This is a genomic window from Streptomyces sp. NTD91 (assembly GCF_059510455.1).
In genome coordinates this window covers 111,127-128,988 of record NZ_JCAJZW010000003.1, presented here as the reverse complement: position 1 = coordinate 128,988, position 17,862 = coordinate 111,127, and the positions used below count along the sequence as shown (strand labels likewise).

20 protein-coding genes are annotated in these 17,862 nt (G+C 70.1%); 16 read left to right on the top strand and 4 right to left on the bottom strand.

The window, feature by feature from the left end; translation table 11 throughout:
• Window positions 1-28: 28 nt before the first annotated feature.
• The 8 genes from lepB to AC5WRT_RS05065 all read left to right on the top strand — a co-directional run bounded on the left by lepB (window position 29) and on the right by AC5WRT_RS05065 (window position 6,697).
• A complete protein-coding gene (gene lepB, locus AC5WRT_RS05100) occupies window positions 29-763 on the top strand; it encodes a signal peptidase I (RefSeq protein ID WP_496096907.1) in 735 nt (244 codons plus the stop codon).
• A complete protein-coding gene (locus tag AC5WRT_RS05095) occupies window positions 753-1,277 on the top strand; it encodes an NUDIX hydrolase (protein WP_496096906.1) in 525 nt (174 codons plus the stop codon). The genes lepB and AC5WRT_RS05095 overlap by 11 nt, the downstream gene beginning before the upstream one ends.
• A 57-nt stretch (window positions 1,278-1,334) precedes the next feature.
• Window positions 1,335-1,643, top strand: coding sequence for a DUF2469 domain-containing protein (locus AC5WRT_RS05090; RefSeq protein ID WP_003965949.1), 309 nt, complete (start codon window positions 1,335-1,337; stop codon window positions 1,641-1,643).
• Window positions 1,644-1,760: 117 nt separating this feature from the next.
• Window positions 1,761-2,123: a YraN family protein gene (locus AC5WRT_RS05085; RefSeq protein WP_496096905.1), complete on the top strand. Its 363-nt coding sequence runs from the start codon at window positions 1,761-1,763 to the stop codon at window positions 2,121-2,123.
• 1 nt (window position 2,124) lies between these two features.
• Window positions 2,125-3,750 carry a YifB family Mg chelatase-like AAA ATPase gene (locus tag AC5WRT_RS05080; protein ID WP_496096904.1) on the top strand — a complete coding sequence of 542 codons (1,626 nt, stop codon included), beginning with the start codon at window positions 2,125-2,127 and terminating at the stop codon, window positions 3,748-3,750.
• The gene (gene dprA / locus AC5WRT_RS05075) at window positions 3,747-4,889 is read left to right on the top strand and encodes a DNA-processing protein DprA (protein ID WP_496096903.1); all 1,143 of its coding nucleotides are present in this window, start codon (window positions 3,747-3,749) and stop codon (window positions 4,887-4,889) included. Before AC5WRT_RS05080 ends, dprA begins: the two co-directional genes overlap by 4 nt.
• Before the next feature lie 322 nt (window positions 4,890-5,211).
• Entirely contained in the window at window positions 5,212-6,054 is an 843-nt protein-coding gene (whiG, locus tag AC5WRT_RS05070; RefSeq protein WP_496096902.1) for an RNA polymerase sigma factor WhiG, read from the top strand.
• Between the two features lie 85 nt (window positions 6,055-6,139).
• Entirely contained in the window at window positions 6,140-6,697 is a 558-nt protein-coding gene (locus tag AC5WRT_RS05065) for a TetR/AcrR family transcriptional regulator (RefSeq protein ID WP_496096961.1), read from the top strand.
• Here the strand turns inward: AC5WRT_RS05065 and AC5WRT_RS05060 are convergent.
• Complete coding sequence (locus tag AC5WRT_RS05060; protein WP_496096960.1) at window positions 6,586-7,287, bottom strand: murein hydrolase activator EnvC family protein; 702 nt, start codon at window positions 7,285-7,287, stop codon at window positions 6,586-6,588. The two genes, AC5WRT_RS05065 and AC5WRT_RS05060, sit on opposite strands and share 112 nt — an antisense overlap.
• 281 nt (window positions 7,288-7,568) lie before the next feature.
• On the opposite strand from AC5WRT_RS05060, the gene rpsB reads away from it, so the two are divergent.
• The 5 genes from rpsB to AC5WRT_RS05035 all read left to right on the top strand — a co-directional run bounded on the left by rpsB (window position 7,569) and on the right by AC5WRT_RS05035 (window position 12,338).
• Window positions 7,569-8,459 carry a 30S ribosomal protein S2 gene (gene rpsB, locus AC5WRT_RS05055; protein ID WP_496099967.1) on the top strand — a complete coding sequence of 297 codons (891 nt, stop codon included), beginning with the start codon at window positions 7,569-7,571 and terminating at the stop codon, window positions 8,457-8,459.
• 181 nt (window positions 8,460-8,640) lie between these two features.
• Entirely contained in the window at window positions 8,641-9,477 is an 837-nt protein-coding gene (gene tsf, locus AC5WRT_RS05050) for a translation elongation factor Ts (RefSeq protein WP_496096900.1), read from the top strand.
• Between the two features lie 204 nt (window positions 9,478-9,681).
• Window positions 9,682-10,440, top strand: a complete 759-nt coding sequence (gene pyrH / locus AC5WRT_RS05045) for a UMP kinase (RefSeq protein ID WP_496096899.1) — start codon at window positions 9,682-9,684, stop codon at window positions 10,438-10,440.
• A gap of 177 nt (window positions 10,441-10,617) precedes the next feature.
• Entirely contained in the window at window positions 10,618-11,175 is a 558-nt protein-coding gene (gene frr / locus AC5WRT_RS05040) for a ribosome recycling factor (protein ID WP_014675285.1), read from the top strand.
• Window positions 11,175-12,338: a phosphatidate cytidylyltransferase gene (locus AC5WRT_RS05035; protein ID WP_496096898.1), complete on the top strand. Its 1,164-nt coding sequence runs from the start codon at window positions 11,175-11,177 to the stop codon at window positions 12,336-12,338. Before frr ends, AC5WRT_RS05035 begins: the two co-directional genes overlap by 1 nt.
• An 87-nt stretch (window positions 12,339-12,425) precedes the next feature.
• On the opposite strand, the gene AC5WRT_RS05030 is transcribed toward AC5WRT_RS05035, so the two are convergent.
• Entirely contained in the window at window positions 12,426-13,076 is a 651-nt protein-coding gene (locus AC5WRT_RS05030; RefSeq protein ID WP_496096897.1) for a YceI family protein, read from the bottom strand.
• A 291-nt stretch (window positions 13,077-13,367) separates the two neighbouring features.
• Between AC5WRT_RS05030 and AC5WRT_RS05025 the strand changes: the two genes are divergently transcribed.
• Window positions 13,368-13,574, top strand: a complete 207-nt coding sequence (locus tag AC5WRT_RS05025; protein ID WP_496096896.1) for a hypothetical protein — start codon at window positions 13,368-13,370, stop codon at window positions 13,572-13,574.
• 58 nt (window positions 13,575-13,632) lie between these two features.
• Here the strand turns inward: AC5WRT_RS05025 and AC5WRT_RS05020 are convergent, their stop codons facing one another.
• Together AC5WRT_RS05020 and AC5WRT_RS05015 are read right to left on the bottom strand one after the other, a co-directional pair.
• Window positions 13,633-13,794 (bottom strand): hypothetical protein, encoded by a 162-nt coding sequence (locus AC5WRT_RS05020; RefSeq protein WP_496096895.1) that lies wholly within the window; start codon window positions 13,792-13,794, stop codon window positions 13,633-13,635.
• 1,131 nt (window positions 13,795-14,925) lie between these two features.
• The gene (locus AC5WRT_RS05015; RefSeq protein ID WP_496096257.1) at window positions 14,926-15,099 is read right to left on the bottom strand and encodes a hypothetical protein; all 174 of its coding nucleotides are present in this window, start codon (window positions 15,097-15,099) and stop codon (window positions 14,926-14,928) included.
• A 365-nt stretch (window positions 15,100-15,464) separates the two neighbouring features.
• On the opposite strand from AC5WRT_RS05015, the gene rlmN reads away from it, so the two are divergent.
• Both rlmN and AC5WRT_RS05005 read left to right on the top strand, forming a co-directional pair.
• A complete protein-coding gene (gene rlmN, locus AC5WRT_RS05010) occupies window positions 15,465-16,571 on the top strand; it encodes a dual-specificity RNA methyltransferase RlmN (RefSeq protein ID WP_496099966.1) in 1,107 nt (368 codons plus the stop codon).
• A gap of 206 nt (window positions 16,572-16,777) precedes the next feature.
• Complete coding sequence (locus AC5WRT_RS05005) at window positions 16,778-17,854, top strand: thiamine ABC transporter substrate-binding protein (RefSeq protein WP_496096259.1); 1,077 nt, start codon at window positions 16,778-16,780, stop codon at window positions 17,852-17,854.
• Window positions 17,855-17,862: the final 8 nt, after the last annotated feature.

The window sequence follows — 17,862 nt, the reverse complement described above, 5'->3', positions numbered from 1 at the left end:
CCCGTACCGCCGGGTAGGGTCCGGGTCCATGACTGGTGAGAGCAGGCAAGGGCTCGGACAGCGGCTGTCCGGGGTGGCGGTGGCGCTGGGTCTGGTGCTGTTCCTCGGCGGGTTCGCCTGGGCGGCGGTGGCCTATCGGCCGTACACCGTGCCCACCAGCTCCATGACACCCACGATCGACGCCGGTGACCGGGTACTGGCGCAGAAGGTCGACGGCGGCGAGGTGCGGCGCGGTGACGTCGTCGTCTTCGAGGACAAGAGCTGGGTCACCAACTCCAAGGTGGTCAAGCGGGTGGTCGCCGTCGGCGGTGACACCGTCTCCTGCTGCACCGACGGCAAGCTGACCGTCGACGGCAAGCAGATCGACGAGCCTTATCTGCCCAAGGGCAGCCTGGCCGAGATCAAGAACTTCCCGACGGTGACCGTGCCCAAGGGCCGGCTCTTCCTCCTCGGCGACGAGCGCCAGGGCTCACTGGACTCCACGGCGCATCTGACCGACGCGGCCAAGGGCACGGTCTCCCGGGATGCGGTGACGGCCCGCGTGGACGCCGTCATCTGGCCCTGGAAGGGCTCGCTCAAGCGTCCCACCGGCTTCGAGGCCCTCGGCGCCCTGTCCCGGCCCGGTCCGCTGTCCACGATCGAGCTGCTGATCGTCGCCGGTGCGGTCCTGGTGCTGGCCGGCGGCGCCTATGGACCCGTCGCCAAGCGCGTGGGCGGCTCCGGCGCCCGTACCGCCCGCCCGGAGGCGGCCGGTGTCCGCTGAGACCACGCGGACCGGCGCGGAGTCGTACGGGGGCGGCCTGCGCAAGGTGGCCCGGGTGGTCCTCCTCGACCCCGAGGACCGCATCCTCCTGCTGCACGGCCATGAGCCGGACGATCCGGCCGACGACTGGTGGTTCACCCCGGGCGGCGGTCTGGAGGGCGCCGAGACGCGCGAGGAGGCCGCCCGGCGGGAACTCGCCGAGGAGACCGGCATCACCGACGTCGTACTCGGCCCGGTGCTGTGGCGGCGGATGTGCTCCTTCCCGTTCGCCGGCCGCCGCTGGGACCAGGACGAGTGGTACTACCTGGCCCGTACGACGCAGACGGCCACCGTCGCGCAGGCGCTGACGGAGCTGGAGCGGCGCAGTGTCGCCGGAGCGCGCTGGTGGACGTGTCAGGAATTGACCCGGGCACATGAGACGGTGTATCCGACCAGACTCGCCGAGCTGCTGCGCACGCTGCTCGGCGAAGGTCCCCCGTCCAGTCCTGTGACCCTCGATACGGAAATCGTCTGAGGGCCCGTCGGACTGGCGCACAATGGGGGGGATCGCACGGCTGAAGGGGAACATGCCATGAGCGCCGAGGACCTCGAGAAGTACGAGACCGAGATGGAGCTGAAGCTCTACCGGGAGTACCGAGATGTCGTCGGTCTGTTCAAATACGTGATCGAGACCGAGCGGCGTTTCTACCTCACCAACGACTACGAGATGCAGGTGCACTCGGTGCAGGGTGAGGTGTTCTTCGAGGTGTCGATGGCGGATGCCTGGGTGTGGGACATGTACCGGCCGGCCCGCTTCGTGAAGCAGGTCAGGGTGCTCACGTTCAAGGACGTGAACATCGAGGAGCTGAACAAGAGTGATCTCGAGCTTCCGGGCGGGTGAGCGGAGGCTGCTGTGGCTCGTGCGGGTGACAAGGTTGTCCACAACCGCTGAGTAACTCACCAAGATCAACACGTGTCGGGCGGATGCGTGACCGTTGGCGCCGGAGGTGGTGCCGACATGAACGCACGAGTGGCACTGGGCAGGTACGGCGAGGACCTGGCCGCCCGGAGGCTCGCCGAGGCCGGGATGACGATCCTTGAGCGCAACTGGCGCTGCGGCCGGTCCGGCGAGATCGACATCGTGGCCCGTGACGGGGACACGCTGGTCATCTGCGAGGTGAAGACCCGCACGGGCGGCGAGTACGAACATCCGATGGCCGCCGTGACCCCCGAGAAGGCCGCCAGGCTGCGGGAACTGGCCGAGCACTGGGTCCACGCCCATGGAGGCGCTCCACCGGGCGGCGTCCGCGTCGACGTGATCGGCGTGCTGCTGCCCCGCCGGGGCGCCCCGTCCGTCGAGCACGCGCGAGGGGTGGCCTGACATGGGCTTCGCCCGCACCTGCTCGGTCGCCCTGGTCGGCGTGGAGGGCGTCGTCGTGGAGGTCCAGGCCGGCCTGGAACCCGGCGTCGCCGCCTTCACCCTGGTGGGCCTCCCGGACAAGAGCCTGACAGAGAGCCGCGACCGGGTACGGGCGGCGGTGGTGAACTCGGGCGGCGAATGGCCGCAGAAGAAGCTCACGGTCGGTCTCAGCCCGGCGTCGGTGCCCAAAGCCGGTTCCGGCTTCGACCTCGCCGTCGCCTGCGCGGTGCTCGGAGCAGCCGAACGGATCGATCCGCGTGTCCTCGCGGACATCGTCATGATCGGGGAGCTGGGCCTGGACGGCCGGGTCCGGCCGGTCCGCGGCATCCTGCCGGCCGTCCTCGCCGCCGCCGACGCCGGCTACGAGCAGGTCGTCGTACCCGAGTGCGCCGCCGCCGAGGCCTCCCTGGTCCCTGGCGTCTCGGTGCTCGGCGTCCGGAGCCTGCGGCAACTCGTCGCGGTCCTCACCGAGGAGCCCGTCCCGGAGGAGGAACCGGACGAGCAGGGCCGTCCCGACCCCCTTCTGGCCGGCCTGCGCGTGCCGGGCACCGGCGCGGCCACCGGCATGCACAGCGTCGGCGGCGCACACCACGAGCCCGATCACGACCTTGCGGATGTCGTGGGCCAGAACTCCGCCCGTACGGCCGTGGAGGTGGCCGCCGCCGGAGGACACCACCTCCTGCTGGAGGGGCCGCCCGGCGCCGGCAAGACCATGCTCGCCGAGCGGCTGCCCGCCGTCCTTCCTCGGCTCACCAGGGAGGAATCGCTGGAGGTCACCGCGGTGCACTCGGTGGCCGGCCTGCTTCCGCCGGGCAAGCCGCTCATCGACGTGGCCCCCTACTGCGCCCCTCATCATTCGGCCACGATGCAGTCACTGGTCGGCGGAGGCCCCGGCATCGCACGGCCCGGAGCGGTCTCCCTCGCCCATCGCGGCGTGCTGTTCCTGGACGAGGCGCCCGAGTTCCACAGCCAGACCCTGGACGCCCTGCGGCAGCCGCTGGAGTCGGGGCACGTCGTGATCGCGCGCAGCGCGGGCGTCGTCCGGTTCCCGGCACGCTTCCTCATGGTGCTGGCGGCCAATCCCTGCCCCTGCGGACGCTTCTCGCAACGCGACTGCCTGTGCGAGTGCCCGCCGTCGTTGATCCGCCGCTACCAGGCCCGCCTCTCCGGTCCACTGCTGGACCGGGTGGACCTGCGCGTCGAGGTCGACCCGGTCACCCGGGCCCAGCTCGCCGACCCCAGCGCCCGGGGTGAGTCCACGGCGACCGTGGCCGAGCGGGTACGGCAGGCCCGCGAGCGGGCGGCGGCCCGGCTGGCCGGCACCCCTTGGCGCACCAACAGCGACGTGCCCGGCCGGGAACTGCGGAGTCGGTACCACGCCGTCCCCGGCGCGATGGACGAGGCCGAGCGCAGCCTCGAGCGGGGCGTGCTCACCGCCCGAGGCATCGACCGGGTGCTGCGCGTGGCCTGGACGGTCGCCGACCTCGTCGGACACGACCGGCCGGACGCCACGGACGTCGCGCTGGCCCTCCAACTGCGGACCGGCGTGCCGCGCGGGGTGCCCATGGCCCTCGGGGCGCGCGCGTGAGCGCCGAACTGCTCGGGCGGGTCCATCTGTGCCGGGTGGTCGAGCCGGGGGACGAGGCCGCGGGGCGGTGGGTCCGGGAGTTCGGGGTCGACGAGGTGGTGCGGCGACTGCGGGCCGGGGGACCGGTGCTGCCCGGGGTGGGCGACGCACGGTGGGCCGGGCTGGTCGCTCGGGCCCGGCGGGCCGAGCCCGAGCAGGATCTCGCCGTCGCGGCTGCGGCCGGTGCCCGGTTCGTGGGGCCCGGCGACACCGAGTGGCCCGGGCAGCTCGACGACCTCGGTGACGCCCGGCCGCTCGGGCTGTGGGTGCGCGGCCGGCCCAGCCTGCGGATATGGGCGCTCCGGTCGGTGGCCGTGGTCGGCGCGCGGGCCTGCACCGAGTACGGCACCCATGCCGCCGCCACCCTGGCCTCAGGGCTCGCCGAGCGCGGCTGGGTCGTCGTGTCGGGCGGGGCGTACGGCATCGACGGCGCCGCCCATCGGGGCGCCCTCGCCGCCCGCGGAGCCACCGTCGCCGTTCTGGCCTGCGGCGTCGACCGGCCGTACCCGCGCGGCCATGCCGCCCTGATCGACCGGATCGCGGAACAGGGCCTGGTGGTGGGCGAGTTGCCCCCGGGCGACCATCCGACGCCCAGCCGGTTCATCCTCCGCAACCGCGTCATCGCCGCCCTGACCCGGGGCACGGTCGTCGTGGAGGCCGCCTGCCGCAGCGGCTCGCTGGCCACCGCACGCGCCGCGCAGCGCCTCGGACGGTTCACCATGGGCGTGCCGGGGCCCGTCACCAGCGCCCTGTCCGCCGGTGTGCACGAACTGCTCCGCGGCGAGGCCACCCTGGTCACGGATGCCGCAGACGTCGTCGAGCTCGTGGGCGACATGGGTGAGCTGGCCCCGCCCCGGCGCGGCCCCGTGCTCCCGCGCGACCTGCTGGAACCCGGCGCACGGGCCGTCCTCGCCGCACTCCCCGGCGACCGCGCGGCCGGCGTCGAGGAGATCGCGCTCGGCACGCCGGCCGCCCGCGACGAGGCGATCGCGAGACTGTACGAACTCCGAGCACTTGGTTACGTCGAACGACATGGCGATGGCTGGAAGTTGACACGCCAGGCGGTGATGTCGGTCCGCACCGGCCGCGGGCCGTGTTGACCGAGCGTGTTCGGCCGTCCGAGGGAACGCCCGACGCCCTTGAGGTTTCCCGGAGTTGGCGCTCCGGCCGGTCACACAGAGCGAGCCGCGCGACCCGTGCGTGGGGCGGCCCGGAGCGCCCCGCGCACGGGTGGTGCCGCATTGTTCGCACACCGCGACACCTCAGTCACGCTACGCTCACGAGGGCGCCGACACAGAACGCGCCAACTCGACACCAGACCGACAGCTCACCCAGCCGGCCCACATCACCCACACACCAGCCCACGAACCCCATCCGCTCTCACTTCACAGCACTTCACGGCAGAACGGCACAAGGCGACGAATGCCCCAGCACACCTCCGGGTCCGACCGGGCGGCGATCCCCCCAGCCGCCCGCGACGGTGGCAGCGTGCGGCCGCCCGCTCCCTCGACGCTCGACGAACTGTGGCGGTCGTACAAGGCGACGGGGGACGACCGGCTGCGGGAGCAACTGATCCTGCACTACTCGCCGCTCGTCAAATACGTCGCGGGGCGGGTGAGCGTCGGTCTGCCGCCCAACGTGGAGCAGGCCGACTTCGTCTCCTCCGGTGTCTTCGGGCTGATCGACGCGATCGAGAAGTTCGACATCGACCGGGAGATCAAGTTCGAGACGTACGCGATCACCCGGATCCGGGGCGCGATGATCGACGAGCTGCGGGCGCTGGACTGGATCCCGCGGTCGGTGCGACAGAAGGCGCGGAACGTGGAGCGGGCCTACGCCACGCTGGAAGCGCGGCTTCGGCGCACCCCGACCGAGTACGAGGTCGCCGCCGAGCTGGACATGGAGGTCGAGGAACTGCACGCGGTTTTCAGCCAGTTGTCGCTGGCCAATGTGGTCGCCCTGGAGGAGCTGCTGCACGTCGGCAGCGAGGGCGGCGACCGGCTGAGCCTCATGGACACGCTGGAGGACACCGCCGCGGACAACCCGGTGGAGGTCGCCGAGGACCGGGAGCTGCGCCGCTTCCTGGCGCGAGCGATCAACACGCTGCCCGAGCGGGAGAAGACCGTGGTCACGCTGTACTACTACGAGGGACTCACCCTCGCCGAGATCGGCAACGTCCTCGGCGTCACGGAGAGCCGGGTCAGCCAGATCCACACCAAGTCGGTGCTGCAGCTGAGAGCGAAGCTGGCGAGCTTCGGGCGCTGAGGCCGGCGGCACGCGGGCACATGGCTCCCGCTCGGGTGGGGGCATCCGTAAAGTGGTTGACGTGCCAAGGATTCGAGCGGCCTCCGTGGCCGAGCACCGGTCGATGCAGCGAGCCGCCCTGCTGGACGCGGCTCGTTCACTGCTGTCCGAAGGCGGGACCGAAGCGCTGACGTTCCCCGCGCTGGCCGAGCGGACGGGGCTGGCGCGATCGTCCGTGTACGAGTACTTCCGGTCGCGGGCCGCCGTGGTCGAGGAGCTGTGCGCGGTCGACTTCCCGGTGTGGGCGGCGGAGGTGGCCGCCGCGATGGAGCGGGCCGACACCGCCGAGGGGAAGGTCGAGGCGTACGTACGGCAGCAGCTGGCGCTGGTCGGGGACCGGCGGCACCGGGCGGTCGTCGCCATCTCGGCGAGCGAGCTGGACGCCGGGGCGCGGGAGAAGATCCGGGCGGCGCACGGGGGTCTCGTCGCGATGATCGCCGAGGCGCTCGCGGAGATGGGACACGAGCAGCCCCGGCTGGCGGCGATGCTGCTTCAGGGGATCGTGGACGCGGCGGTGCGGCGCATCGAGCTGGGGGCCGCCGAGGATCCTGCCGCGGTGACGGACGCGGCGGTGGCCATGGCACTGCGGGGCGTGAAGGGCTGAGGCTCACGGGGCCGCGGCTCCGGCACCCCGAGCACCGGCAGCAGTCTCGGCGGTGGCCCGTGCAGGAGCCAGGGCGGGAGCAGGGACAGCGGGTTCAGGTAGATCTTCCCCCGCAACAGCCCCCAGTGGACGCACGTGGTGGGGCAGTGGGAGCCCGACGGTTGCACCGTGCCCACCACCTCGCCGGCGCTCACCTCGTCTCCCTCGTGGACCGACGCGGTCACCGGTTCGTACGTCGTCCGCAGATCCGTGCCCGTCAGGTCGACCGAGACGACCCCGAGCCCGGCCACCCGGCCCACGAAGGACACCCGGCCCGGGGCGACCGCCCGTACCGGGGAGCCGGCCGGTGCCGACAGGTCCACGCCACGGTGGCCGGGGCCGTACGGCGTCGCGGGTGGCTCCCAGCCGCGTGACACCGAGGGGCGCACGCCCACCGGCCAGCCGCGAGCGACGGCCGGGACCGGGGCGGCAGGCGGCGGCGCGGGGGCCGGAGGCGGGGAGTCCGCCCAGGCCGGAGCGGTGAGCAGGGCCGCCGGCCGGCCGAACAGTACGAGCGCCCACAGGGACGCCCACAGGCACACGATTCGCATCGCTTCTCGCATGCGACCACCGTCCCGCACCTCGCCGATCACGGCCGGGGACTGTGGACAACTCGCTGGTTGTGGACAGCGGCGTCACCCGGCGCCCCGGCGGTCCCGTACACTTCTTGTGGCGATCCGGGTCACCGGGTCGACTTCGCACGCCCCGACACAGGCCCTCACCGGCCGGTGTCAGCGCCTCTCGGTCCTCAGCGGCACGGCGCACACGGGCGTCAGGCGCGGAAGCCGTCCGGCATCCGCGGCACAACCGAGAAACTCAAGGAGAAACGGCCATGGCCGTCGTCACGATGCGGGAGCTGCTGGAGAGCGGCGTCCACTTCGGTCACCAGACCCGTCGCTGGAACCCGAAGATGAAGCGCTTCATCTTCACCGAGCGCAACGGCATCTACATCATCGACCTGCTCCAGTCGCTGTCGTACATCGACCGCGCCTACGAGTTCGTCAAGGAGACCGTGGCCCACGGTGGCACGGTCATGTTCGTCGGCACCAAGAAGCAGGCGCAGGAGGCCATCGCCGAGCAGGCCACCCGCGTCGGCATGCCCTACGTCAACCAGCGCTGGCTGGGCGGCATGCTCACCAACTTCTCGACCGTCTACAAGCGTCTGCAGCGCCTGAAGGAGCTGGAGCAGATCGACTTCGAGGACGTCGCGTCCTCCGGTCTGACCAAGAAGGAGCTGCTGGTCCTCTCCCGCGAGAAGGCCAAGCTGGAGAAGACCCTCGGTGGTATCCGCGAGATGCAGAAGGTGCCGAGCGCCGTCTGGATCGTGGACACCAAGAAGGAGCACATCGCCGTCGGTGAGGCCCGGAAGCTGAACATTCCGGTCGTCGCGATCCTCGACACCAACTGCGACCCCGACGAGGTCGACTACAAGATCCCGGGCAACGACGACGCGATCCGCTCCGTCACCCTGCTCACCCGTGTGATCGCCGACGCCGTCGCCGAGGGCCTCATCGCCCGTTCCGGCGTGGCCGCCGGTGAGAAGGGCGAGAAGGCCGCGGGCGAGCCGCTCGCCGAGTGGGAGCGCGACCTGCTCGAGGGTGAGAAGAAGGCCGACGAGGCGGAGAAGCCGGCCGAGGCCGCCGCCGAGGCTCCGGCTGCCGAGGCTCCGGCTGCCGAGGCTCCGGCCGCCGAGGCTCCGGCCGCCGAGGGCGAGCAGGCCTGACGCCGGTCCGTCAGCGTTCGACGGCGGGGGCGGTGCTGCGTCACGGCGCCTCCGGCGCGGTGAAGTCCGCCCCCGCTGTTCACCCGTAGGTCGGCACGACGTACGCGTTCCGCGACTACATGTGGAACGCAACCGTGCGGATCTGAAGATCTTCCAGACTTCGAGAAAGACTCACAGACTCATGGCGAACTACACCGCCGCCGACGTCAAGAAGCTCCGTGAGCTGACCGGCGCCGGCATGATGGACTGCAAGAAGGCGCTGGACGAGGCCGAGGGCAACGTCGACAAGGCCGTCGAGGCGCTGCGCATCAAGGGCCAGAAGGGCGTCGCCAAGCGTGAGGGCCGCTCCGCCGAGAACGGCGCCGTGGTCTCCATCATCGCCGACGACAACTCCTCCGGTGTCCTGGTCGAGCTGAAGTGCGAGACGGACTTCGTCGCCAAGGGCGACAAGTTCCAGGCCGTGGCCAAGGCCATCGCCGAGCACGTCGCCAAGACGAACCCGGCCGACATCGAGGCCCTGCTCGCCTCCGAGATCGAGCCCGGCAAGACCGTCCAGGCGTTCGTGGACGAGGCCAACGCCAACCTCGGCGAGAAGATCGTCCTGGACCGTTTCGCGCAGTTCTCCGACGGCTACGTCACCGCCTACATGCACCGCACCATGCCCGACCTGCCCCCGCAGATCGGTGTCCTGGTCGAGTTCGACAAGCCGAACGCCGAGGTCGCCAAGGGCATCGCCCAGCACATCGCCGCCTTCGCGCCGAAGTACCTCGCCAAGGAGGACGTGCCGGCTGACGTCGTCGAGTCCGAGCGCCGCATCGCCGAGGAGACCACCCGCGCCGAGGGCAAGCCCGAGGCCGCGATCACCAAGATCGTCGAGGGTCGCCTCAACGGCTTCTTCAAGGACGCCACGCTGCTCGGCCAGCCGTACGCGCTCGACAACAAGAAGTCCGTCCAGAAGGTGCTGGACGAGGCCGGTGTCACCCTGAAGCGCTTCGCGCGCATCAAGGTCGGCATCTGAGTCCGTACCGGGATCGGCGCGCGACCCGCGGAGAAATCCCGATAGGGTCGACAGCAGTCGTCCGCGCACACCGCCTCACCCGGGCGTGGGGCGGACGGCAGCAGATCTGACGAGGAGGCCATTGCCGCGCATGGGAGCGAAAAGCGACCCCATCGGCAATGGCCTTCTTCGTATGTGCAACACGTGAAAGAGGCGGGATCTCCCATGACCACCAAGGCCCAGAAGAGCGACGACGGCAAAGTACGCGGCCGGTTTCTGCTGAAGCTGTCCGGAGAGGCGTTCTCCGGCGGTGGGGGCCTGGGCGTGGACCCGGACGTGGTGCACAAGATCGCCCGGGAGATCGCGGCCGTCGTGCGGGACGGCGCCCAGATCGCGGTCGTCATCGGCGGCGGCAACTTCTTCCGCGGTGCCGAACTCCAGCAGCGCGGCATGGACCGGGCCCGCTCCGACTACATGGGCATGCTCGGCACGGTCATGAACTGCCTCGCCCTCCAGGACTTCCTGGAGAAGGAGGGCATCGACAGCCGGGTGCAGACCGCCATCACCATGGGCCAGGTCGCCGAGCCGTACATCCCGCTGCGCGCGGTGCGGCACCTGGAGAAGGGCCGCGTGGTCATCTTCGGCGCCGGTATGGGCATGCCCTACTTCTCCACCGACACCACCGCCGCCCAGCGCGCCCTGGAGATCGACGCGGAGGCGCTGCTCATGGGCAAGAACGGCGTGGACGGGGTCTACGACTCCGACCCCAAGAGCAACCCCGACGCCGTCAAGTTCGACGCCCTCGGATACGGCGAGGTCATCACCCGCGACCTCAAGGTCGCCGACGCCACCGCCATCACGCTGTGCCGCGACAACAAGCTCCCCATCCTCGTCTTCGAGCTTCTCGCGGAGGGCAATATCGCCCGTGCCGTCAAGGGTGAGAAGATCGGCACGCTGGTGGGTGAACACGGCAGCCAGGACTGACCCGGGATCAACCCGGCCGGTGGTGTGCGGCCCTGCAAGGGGGCCCGACCCCGGCCGGGGGATGGACAATGTCCTGCCGGTCGGGAACCGTGCAGGAAGAAGACGCGACGCAGCCGGCCGCCGCCCCGACATCAGGAACAGCAGCCGGGCCTTACTCAAGACACGCAGGAGCAAGTGGTGATCGAAGAGACCCTCCTCGAGGCCGAGGAGAAGATGGAGAAGGCCGTCGTGGTCGCCAAGGAGGACTTCGCCGCGATCCGCACCGGCCGTGCGCACCCGGCGATGTTCAACAAGATCGTGGCCGACTACTACGGTGCCCCGACGCCGATCAACCAGCTGGCCTCGTTCTCCGTGCCGGAGCCGCGCATGGCGGTCGTGACCCCGTTCGACAAGAGCGCGCTGCGCAACATCGAGCAGGCGATCCGCGACTCCGACCTGGGCGTCAACCCCAGCAACGACGGCAACATCATCCGGGTGGTGTTCCCCGAGCTGACCGAGGAGCGTCGCCGCGAGTACATCAAGGTCGCCAAGGGCAAGGGCGAGGACGCGAAGGTCTCGATCCGCTCCGTGCGCCGCAAGGCCAAGGACGCCATCGACAAGCTGATCAAGGACGGCGAGGTCGGCGAGGACGAGGGCCGCCGCGCGGAGAAGGAGCTGGACGACACCACGGCGAAGTACGTCGCTCAGGTGGACGAGCTTCTCAAGCACAAGGAAGCGGAGCTGCTCGAAGTCTGATGAGCGACTCTTCCTGGAGGGTGCCGCCCGCGGCGGGCCAGGCCGGGTACTGGGGGCCCGCCGAGGGTGGGCCGGCCCAGCCCGTACCGGGGGCCGTCCCGGCGGGTTCCGCGTACGATGCGCCTGAGGCGCAGCACACCCGCCCCATGCCCATCGTGCCGGACGAGCCCGCGTACGGACCGGACCAGGACGGCGACCTGGGGGCCGCTCGGCGGAGCGGCGCCTTGTTCCAGGAATTCCGCGACGAGTTCCGACCCGAGTCCCCGCAGGCCCGGGCACTCCCGGCCGAGAACCAGAATCCGGAGCCCATGCCCGACGCCCACCAGCCGGCCCCAGCGCCGCAGAAGAAGAGCGCGGGCCGTGACCTGAGCGCGGCCATAGGGGTCGGGGTCGGGCTCGGGGTGGTGATCGTCGCCTCGCTGTTCGTCTACAAGGCCGTGTTCGTCGGAGTGATCGCGGTCGCGGTCGTCGTCGGCCTGTGGGAGCTGACCAGCAGGCTGCGCGAGCGCAGGGAGATCAAGGCGCCGCTGGTGCCGCTCGCGGTGGGCGGTGCGGCGATGGTGGTCGCCGGGTATGTCAGCGGCGCCGAGGGCGCGTGGGTCGCCATGGCGTTGACGGCGCTCGCGACCCTGGTCTGGCGGATGACCGAGCCGCCGGAGGGGTATCTGAAGGACGTCACGGCGGGCGTCTTCGCGGCGTTCTACGTGCCGTTCCTGGCCACGTTCGTCGCGATGATGCTGACCGCGGACGACGGCCCCTGGCGCGTGCTGACGTTCCTGCTTCTCACGGTCGTCAGCGACACCGGCGCGTACGCGGTCGGCTGGCGGTTCGGCAAGCGCAAGCTGGCCCCGCGCATCAGCCCCGGCAAGACCCGCGAGGGTCTGGTGGGCGCGGTGAGCTTCGCGATGGTCGCGGGCGCGCTGTGCATGCAGTTCCTGATCCACCACGGCACCTGGTGGCAGGGCCTGCTGCTGGGCCTCGCGGTCGCGGCCAGCGCCACTCTGGGCGACCTCGGCGAGTCCATGATCAAACGCGACCTGGGCATCAAGGACATGGGCACCCTGCTCCCGGGCCACGGCGGCATCATGGACCGCCTGGACTCCCTGCTTCCCACGGCGCCGGTGGTCTGGCTGCTGCTGGTGGTGTTCGTCGGGTCGGCGTGAGCCCATGTGCGCCGACGCGCTTACGGCCCCGTCCTACGCGAAGGACGGGGCCGTTGCCTTTGCGGGCCGTCGCCCGCCCGAAAGGCCTCACGTGGCCCGGATGGCCGCGATGTCGAACTGGAGGCGGACCTTCTCGCTCACCATGGCGCCGCCCTGGGCCAGCCGGGCGTCGTAGCTCAGCCCCCAGTCCGAGCGGTTGATCGTCGTGGTGCCGTCGAAGCCGACGCGCTCGTCCCCGAACACGTCGGTGACGTGGCCGATGTAGGTGAGGTCCAGGTCGACGGGCCGGGTGGTGTCCTTGATCGTGAGGTCGCCGGTCATGCGGTAGACGTCGGTGTCCACGAGTCGTACGGCGGTGCTGGTGAAGGTCATCCGCGGATGTGCCCCGGCGTCCAGGAACTGCCGACCGATCAGGTGCGCGTCGCGCTGCTCGACACCGGTGTCGACGCTGGCGGTGTAGAGCACGATGTCGGCGCGGGAGCGAGTCGGCTCACGCCCGTCGAAGTAGAGGCGGCTCTCGTACTCGGTGAACGCGCCCCGCACCGTCGTCACCATCGCGTGCCGCACGGAGAACCCGATCCTGCTGTGCGCGGGATCGATCAGCCACTCGCCGGTGAGATCCGCCAGCTCGGGGTCGGGCAGAACGGCGGTGGCACCGGCCCCGGGGGCGACGCTCGCCATGGGAGCGGCGGACGGCTGTGCACGCCGCTGGAAGGAGTTGCGGCCGAAAAGGTTCATGGCTCGTGGTTACGCCAGGGCAGGGGACCGGACAAGGCTTGATCAGGAAACCCGACCGTTCCCCGGAAGAACTTCACGGCGCGCAGCAACGGCGACCGTCCCGTGCCGACGCCCGGAGAACCGGCGGTGACCGGCGAACAAGGGCGCCAAAAGGCTATGCAGGCGGCAAATGCTCCGATAAAGGGTATTGACCTCACGTCTGAGGCATACAACCATATTCGGAACCACGAGCGCCGAATTGTCGCCCTGCGGACCGCGCGGCGCTCCGTCTCGGCCCGAAGGAGGGCGGCCATGAAGACGTTTCTGAGGCGTATGCCGGGCAAGCAAGCGACGGTGGCGGCAATGATCCTGGGGGCGACCCTTTTGATCGCTCCCACCGCGACCGCCGCCACCGACAGCCCGAAGCCCCAGAGCCCGAGCCTCGACCGCTGCGTCCACAGCGCGGGCCCGGCCGGGCGCTATTTCTACCCGGGCTACGCCAACGTCCCCTGTCTGTGACGGGAGTACGGGCCAAGGGGGCTCGGTCGCGCCCCCCCCGGGCCCTTACGCCGGAGCCTCAGCCATCGGCCGGACTGCGGCCGAGGAGGATGAGCAGGTCGTCCCAGTGGCGCTGCGGCACGGAGGCGTTGAAGGCGTCGGTGTCGGACGCGCTTTGATCAACACGACGGAGGCGGAGCGCGCGCAGCAGCGCGGGATCCTCGATCGAACGGCGGGCCACCCTCGGCCCGTACGGCGCTCAGGGGGGCACCGGGTCACCGATCCGTGTGTGGCGGCGCATTGCCGTCCCGGTAGCCATCGCCGCACAGGGTGGCCCAGTTGACGGAAGGCGACGCGAGGGTCGAGCCCGAATCGCTTGGCGCGGGACCAGGTCGGGCGCACGATGATCGCTGGGGAAGGGGCTCTGGCGAGCACTCTCGCCGCACCGGCCCCAGACCCGAGTGCGTTCGGTACGAGGGGCTGGGGCCGGCACGCCCGGAGCACGCACCTGACGCCGCACGGCCGCCCTTCGGGCAACGACGCGAATGGTCGGACAGGCCCTCTAGGGCGTGTTTCGAAAGTCCCGTCTGGTCCGCGACGCCTGGCACGGCACCTCGCCGCGTTGTCGGGATCGTCCACGTACGCCCGGTACGAGGACGACACTCCGCCTTGCGATGCACCGCACCAGACGCCGCGGACCCCGCCCTCCGGGCGGACGACGCTACTTTCGAAACACGCCCTAGTTGACAGAACACCTAGTACGTCAACGTGACCGCAGCAGCCCCGCGGTCGCCTCATCACCTGCGGTGGTTCATCCAGGAGAGATCTTCACCGCTGTTGCCCATGGCCCCGCGCTTCCAGGCGCGCAGATCGCGCCGGGCCTCCCGCGCATCAACCTCCATGGTGCGGCTGTCTCGGTTTGTACTCCCGCGGCGTCGCGCACGTCTGTCGCTAAGAACGCCGAAGGCGAGGAACCCCAACACCAGTAGTGCTGTCGGCACTAAAAGAATCATGGACATGATGGTCCAGCCGCTCAACCTCGCTGTCCAGCGATATGCGTCGTGCGACTGCGGGAGAGTGCTTCGACGGGGGGAGTCGCAGGCGAGCAGGGAGGGCGGGAGAACGGCATACGTGCCCTCTACGTGCCCGATCAGATGGTGAGCCACGGGGAACGTCAGCAACCCACTCAGGAACGCGCGGGTCAGCGTCTTGCCAGCTCAGGCAGCACCCGCATACGCGATCTTCCAAACTAGCTACGCGGGTTCGATTCCTGCCGCCCGCTCTGAACGCCGAAGGCCCAGGCAAGAGGTTGTCTCCCTCTCCCTGGGCCTTCAGCCGGTCCTGGGACGGGTTCAAGCCTGCGGCAGCGCTCTCAGCGCTTGAAGGAGCCCTTGGTCTGTTCCTTCGTGCCCCGCATCTTGCCTCGTGCTTCGAGAGCGGCGCCTTTCGCCGCGAGGGTTTCCTTGTGCATCGCGTGGGCCGCCGTCCGCACGGTCTTTCCGATGATCTGTTCGGCCTTTGCCTTGGCCCGTTCTCCGGCGCTCATCTCGGTACCTCCGTGGGTCTCACTGGCCGTGTGCCCCTTGAGGCAAAGGGTGAAGCCACCCTTGTGGGCCGCGTTGGTAAGGGGCGGCCGAGGTCCCCACGGGCCCGACGTGGAGTGGTTCCAGATCCGCTCTCACCCGGATGATCGCCTCGATGCCTTCGTGGCGGCGGCGCTTATCGCCAAGGACGGTCTGCTTCGCGTAAGGGGATCGAGTGGCAGCTCAGCCGGGACGTGCAGCCCCGTCGGCTGGGCCGTCTCTGGGCCGTCCGAGGCCGCTCGATGGCGACCGCTGACGACCACTACCGACAGTCGTAGCTGACGACAGTCCCAGGTCACCCAAGTGGATCTGCGACACTGGTACCACCATGCCCAAGCCCGGAGAACTCACTTTCGTCGCGCCGCGCGGAGCCAAGAAGCCGCCGCGGCATCTTGCCGATCTCACGCCCGCGGAGCGCAAGGACGCGGTGGCCGAGATCGGTGAGAAGCCGTTCCGTGCCAAGCAGCTCTCGCAGCACTACTTCGCGCGGTACGCGCACGACCCGGAGCAGTGGACGGACATCCCCGCCGGCTCGCGCGACAAGCTGCGCGAGGCACTGTTCCCGGGGCTGATGACCGTCGTCCGGCATCTGTCGACGGACGAGGGGACCACCCGCAAGACGCTGTGGCGGCTGTTCGACGGGACCCTCGTGGAGTCCGTGCTGATGCGGTACCCGGACCGGGTCACCATGTGCATCAGCTCACAGGCCGGATGTGGCATGAACTGTCCGTTCTGTGCGACCGGGCAGGCGGGGCTGGACCGGAATCTGTCCACCGCCGAGATCGTCCACCAGATCGTGGACGGGATGCGGGCGCTGCGGGACGGTGAGGTTCCCGGCGGTCCTGCCCGGCTCTCCAACATCGTCTTCATGGGCATGGGCGAGCCGCTCGCCAACTACAAGCGGGTGGTGGGCGCCATCCGGGCGCTCACCGATCCCGCCCCGGACGGGCTGGGACTCTCGCAGCGCGGGATCACCGTGTCCACCGTCGGGCCCGTGCCGGCCATCCACCGGTTCGCCGACGAGGGCTTCAAGTGCCGGCTCGCGATCTCCCTGCACGCCCCCGACGACGAGCTGCGCGACACCCTCGTCCCCGTCAACACGCGCTGGAAGGTGCGCGAGGTGCTGGACGCCGGGTTCGAGTACGTCGAGAAGAGCGGGCGCCGGCTGTCGATCGAGTACGCGCTCATCCGCGACATCAACGACCAGGCATGGAGGGGGGACCGGCTCGGGCGGCTGCTCAAGGGCAGGCCCGTGCACGTCAACCTCATTCCGCTGAACCCGACGCCGGGGTCGAAGTGGACCGCCTCGCGGCCCGAGGACGAGAAGGCCTTCGTGGAGGCCATCGCCGCCCATGGTGTGCCGGTCACCATACGGGACACCCGGGGACAGGAGATCGACGGGGCCTGTGGTCAGCTGGCGGCCACCGAGCGGTAATCTGGCCACCGTCCCATCACACCTTCATATTCCGACAGGGGAGCGCCACAGCGCTGAGAGTGCGGCGGACAGGGCCGCAGACCCTCTGAACCTCGCCCAGGTCATTCTGGGTAGGAAGTTCGGTCATCACTCGAGCTGTTGCGCCCTGCCCGGGGTTCTCCGGGCGGGGCCGCGTCTCTTCCTGGCCAACCCCAGGAGGACATCCAGTGCAGAACAAGACCCTCGTGGCCGTCGCGGTCGGCCTCGGACTCATAGGCCTGTCCGCGTGCGGATCGACGGGCTCGAAGAGCGCCGCCGCCGACTCCAGGACGGTGACTCTCGTCAGCCACGATTCGTGGGCCGTGTCCAAGAACGTGCTCGCCGACTTCGAGAAGAAGACCGGGTACACGGTGAAGGTCCTCAAGGACGGCGACGCCGGGCAGGCCGTCAACAAGGCGATCCTGACCAAGGACAACCCGCAGGGCGACGTCTTCTTCGGCGTCGACAACACCCTGCTCTCCCGCGCCCTCGACAACGGCCTCTTCCAGCCGTACACCGCCAAGGGCCTGGACACGGTGGGAGCCCAGTACCAGCTCGACAAGGCCAGGCACCGGGTCACGCCCGTCGACTACGGCGACATCTGCGTCAACTACGACAAGGCCTACTTCGCCCGGCACAAGCTGACCCCGCCGCAGTCCTTCGCCGACCTCGTCAAGCCCGAGTACAAGAACCTCCTCGTCACCGAGAACGCCGCCACCTCCTCGCCCGGTCTCGGCTTCCTGCTCGGCAGCGCCGCACGGTTCGGCGACCAGGGCTGGCAGGACTACTGGAAGAAGCTGAAGGCCAACGGCGTGAAGGTGGTCGACGGCTGGGAGCAGGCGTACTACCAGGAGTTCTCGGGCTCCTCGGAGGGCAAGAAGGCGGGCGGTGACCGGCCGCTCGTCGTGTCGTACGCCTCCTCCCCGCCCGCCGAGGTGATCTACGCCAAGAAGCGGCCCAGCGCCGCCCCGACCGGTGTGGCGGACGGTACCTGCTTCCGGCAGATCGAGTTCGCCGGCCTGCTCGGCAACGCGAAGAACCCCAAGGGCGCCAAGGCGTTCATCGACTTCCTGGTCTCCAAGGAGTTCCAGGAGGACATGCCGCTGAACATGTTCGTCTACCCGGTGGTCCAGGGCGCCGCCGTACCCGCCGACTTCACCAAGTACGGCCCTGCCGCCCAGCACCCCGAGACCATGGCCCCCGGCAAGATCGCCGCCAACCGTGACCAGTGGGTCAAGTCGTGGACCTCGCTCGTACTGAAGTAGCGAAACCC

Excerpts from the sequence above, each read along its gene's own strand:
- tsf (WP_496096900.1), top strand. The coding sequence starts at position 8,641 with ATGGCGAACTACACCGCCGCCGACGTCAAGAAGCTCCGTGAGCTGACC.
- AC5WRT_RS05030 (WP_496096897.1), bottom strand. The coding sequence starts at position 13,076 with ATGAACCTTTTCGGCCGCAACTCCTTCCAGCGGCGTGCACAGCCGTCC.
- rlmN (WP_496099966.1), top strand. The coding sequence starts at position 15,465 with ATGCCCAAGCCCGGAGAACTCACTTTCGTCGCGCCGCGCGGAGCCAAG.
- AC5WRT_RS05025 (WP_496096896.1), top strand. The coding sequence starts at position 13,368 with ATGAAGACGTTTCTGAGGCGTATGCCGGGCAAGCAAGCGACGGTGGCG.
- lepB (WP_496096907.1), top strand. The coding sequence starts at position 29 with ATGACTGGTGAGAGCAGGCAAGGGCTCGGACAGCGGCTGTCCGGGGTG.
- AC5WRT_RS05085 (WP_496096905.1), top strand. The coding sequence starts at position 1,761 with ATGAACGCACGAGTGGCACTGGGCAGGTACGGCGAGGACCTGGCCGCC.
- pyrH (WP_496096899.1), top strand. The coding sequence starts at position 9,682 with ATGACCACCAAGGCCCAGAAGAGCGACGACGGCAAAGTACGCGGCCGG.
- AC5WRT_RS05035 (WP_496096898.1), top strand. The coding sequence starts at position 11,175 with ATGAGCGACTCTTCCTGGAGGGTGCCGCCCGCGGCGGGCCAGGCCGGG.
- AC5WRT_RS05060 (WP_496096960.1), bottom strand. The coding sequence starts at position 7,287 with ATGCGAATCGTGTGCCTGTGGGCGTCCCTGTGGGCGCTCGTACTGTTC.
- AC5WRT_RS05015 (WP_496096257.1), bottom strand. The coding sequence starts at position 15,099 with ATGAGCGCCGGAGAACGGGCCAAGGCAAAGGCCGAACAGATCATCGGA.
- rpsB (WP_496099967.1), top strand. The coding sequence starts at position 7,569 with ATGGCCGTCGTCACGATGCGGGAGCTGCTGGAGAGCGGCGTCCACTTC.
- whiG (WP_496096902.1), top strand. The coding sequence starts at position 5,212 with ATGCCCCAGCACACCTCCGGGTCCGACCGGGCGGCGATCCCCCCAGCC.
- AC5WRT_RS05080 (WP_496096904.1), top strand. The coding sequence starts at position 2,125 with ATGGGCTTCGCCCGCACCTGCTCGGTCGCCCTGGTCGGCGTGGAGGGC.
- AC5WRT_RS05090 (WP_003965949.1), top strand. The coding sequence starts at position 1,335 with ATGAGCGCCGAGGACCTCGAGAAGTACGAGACCGAGATGGAGCTGAAG.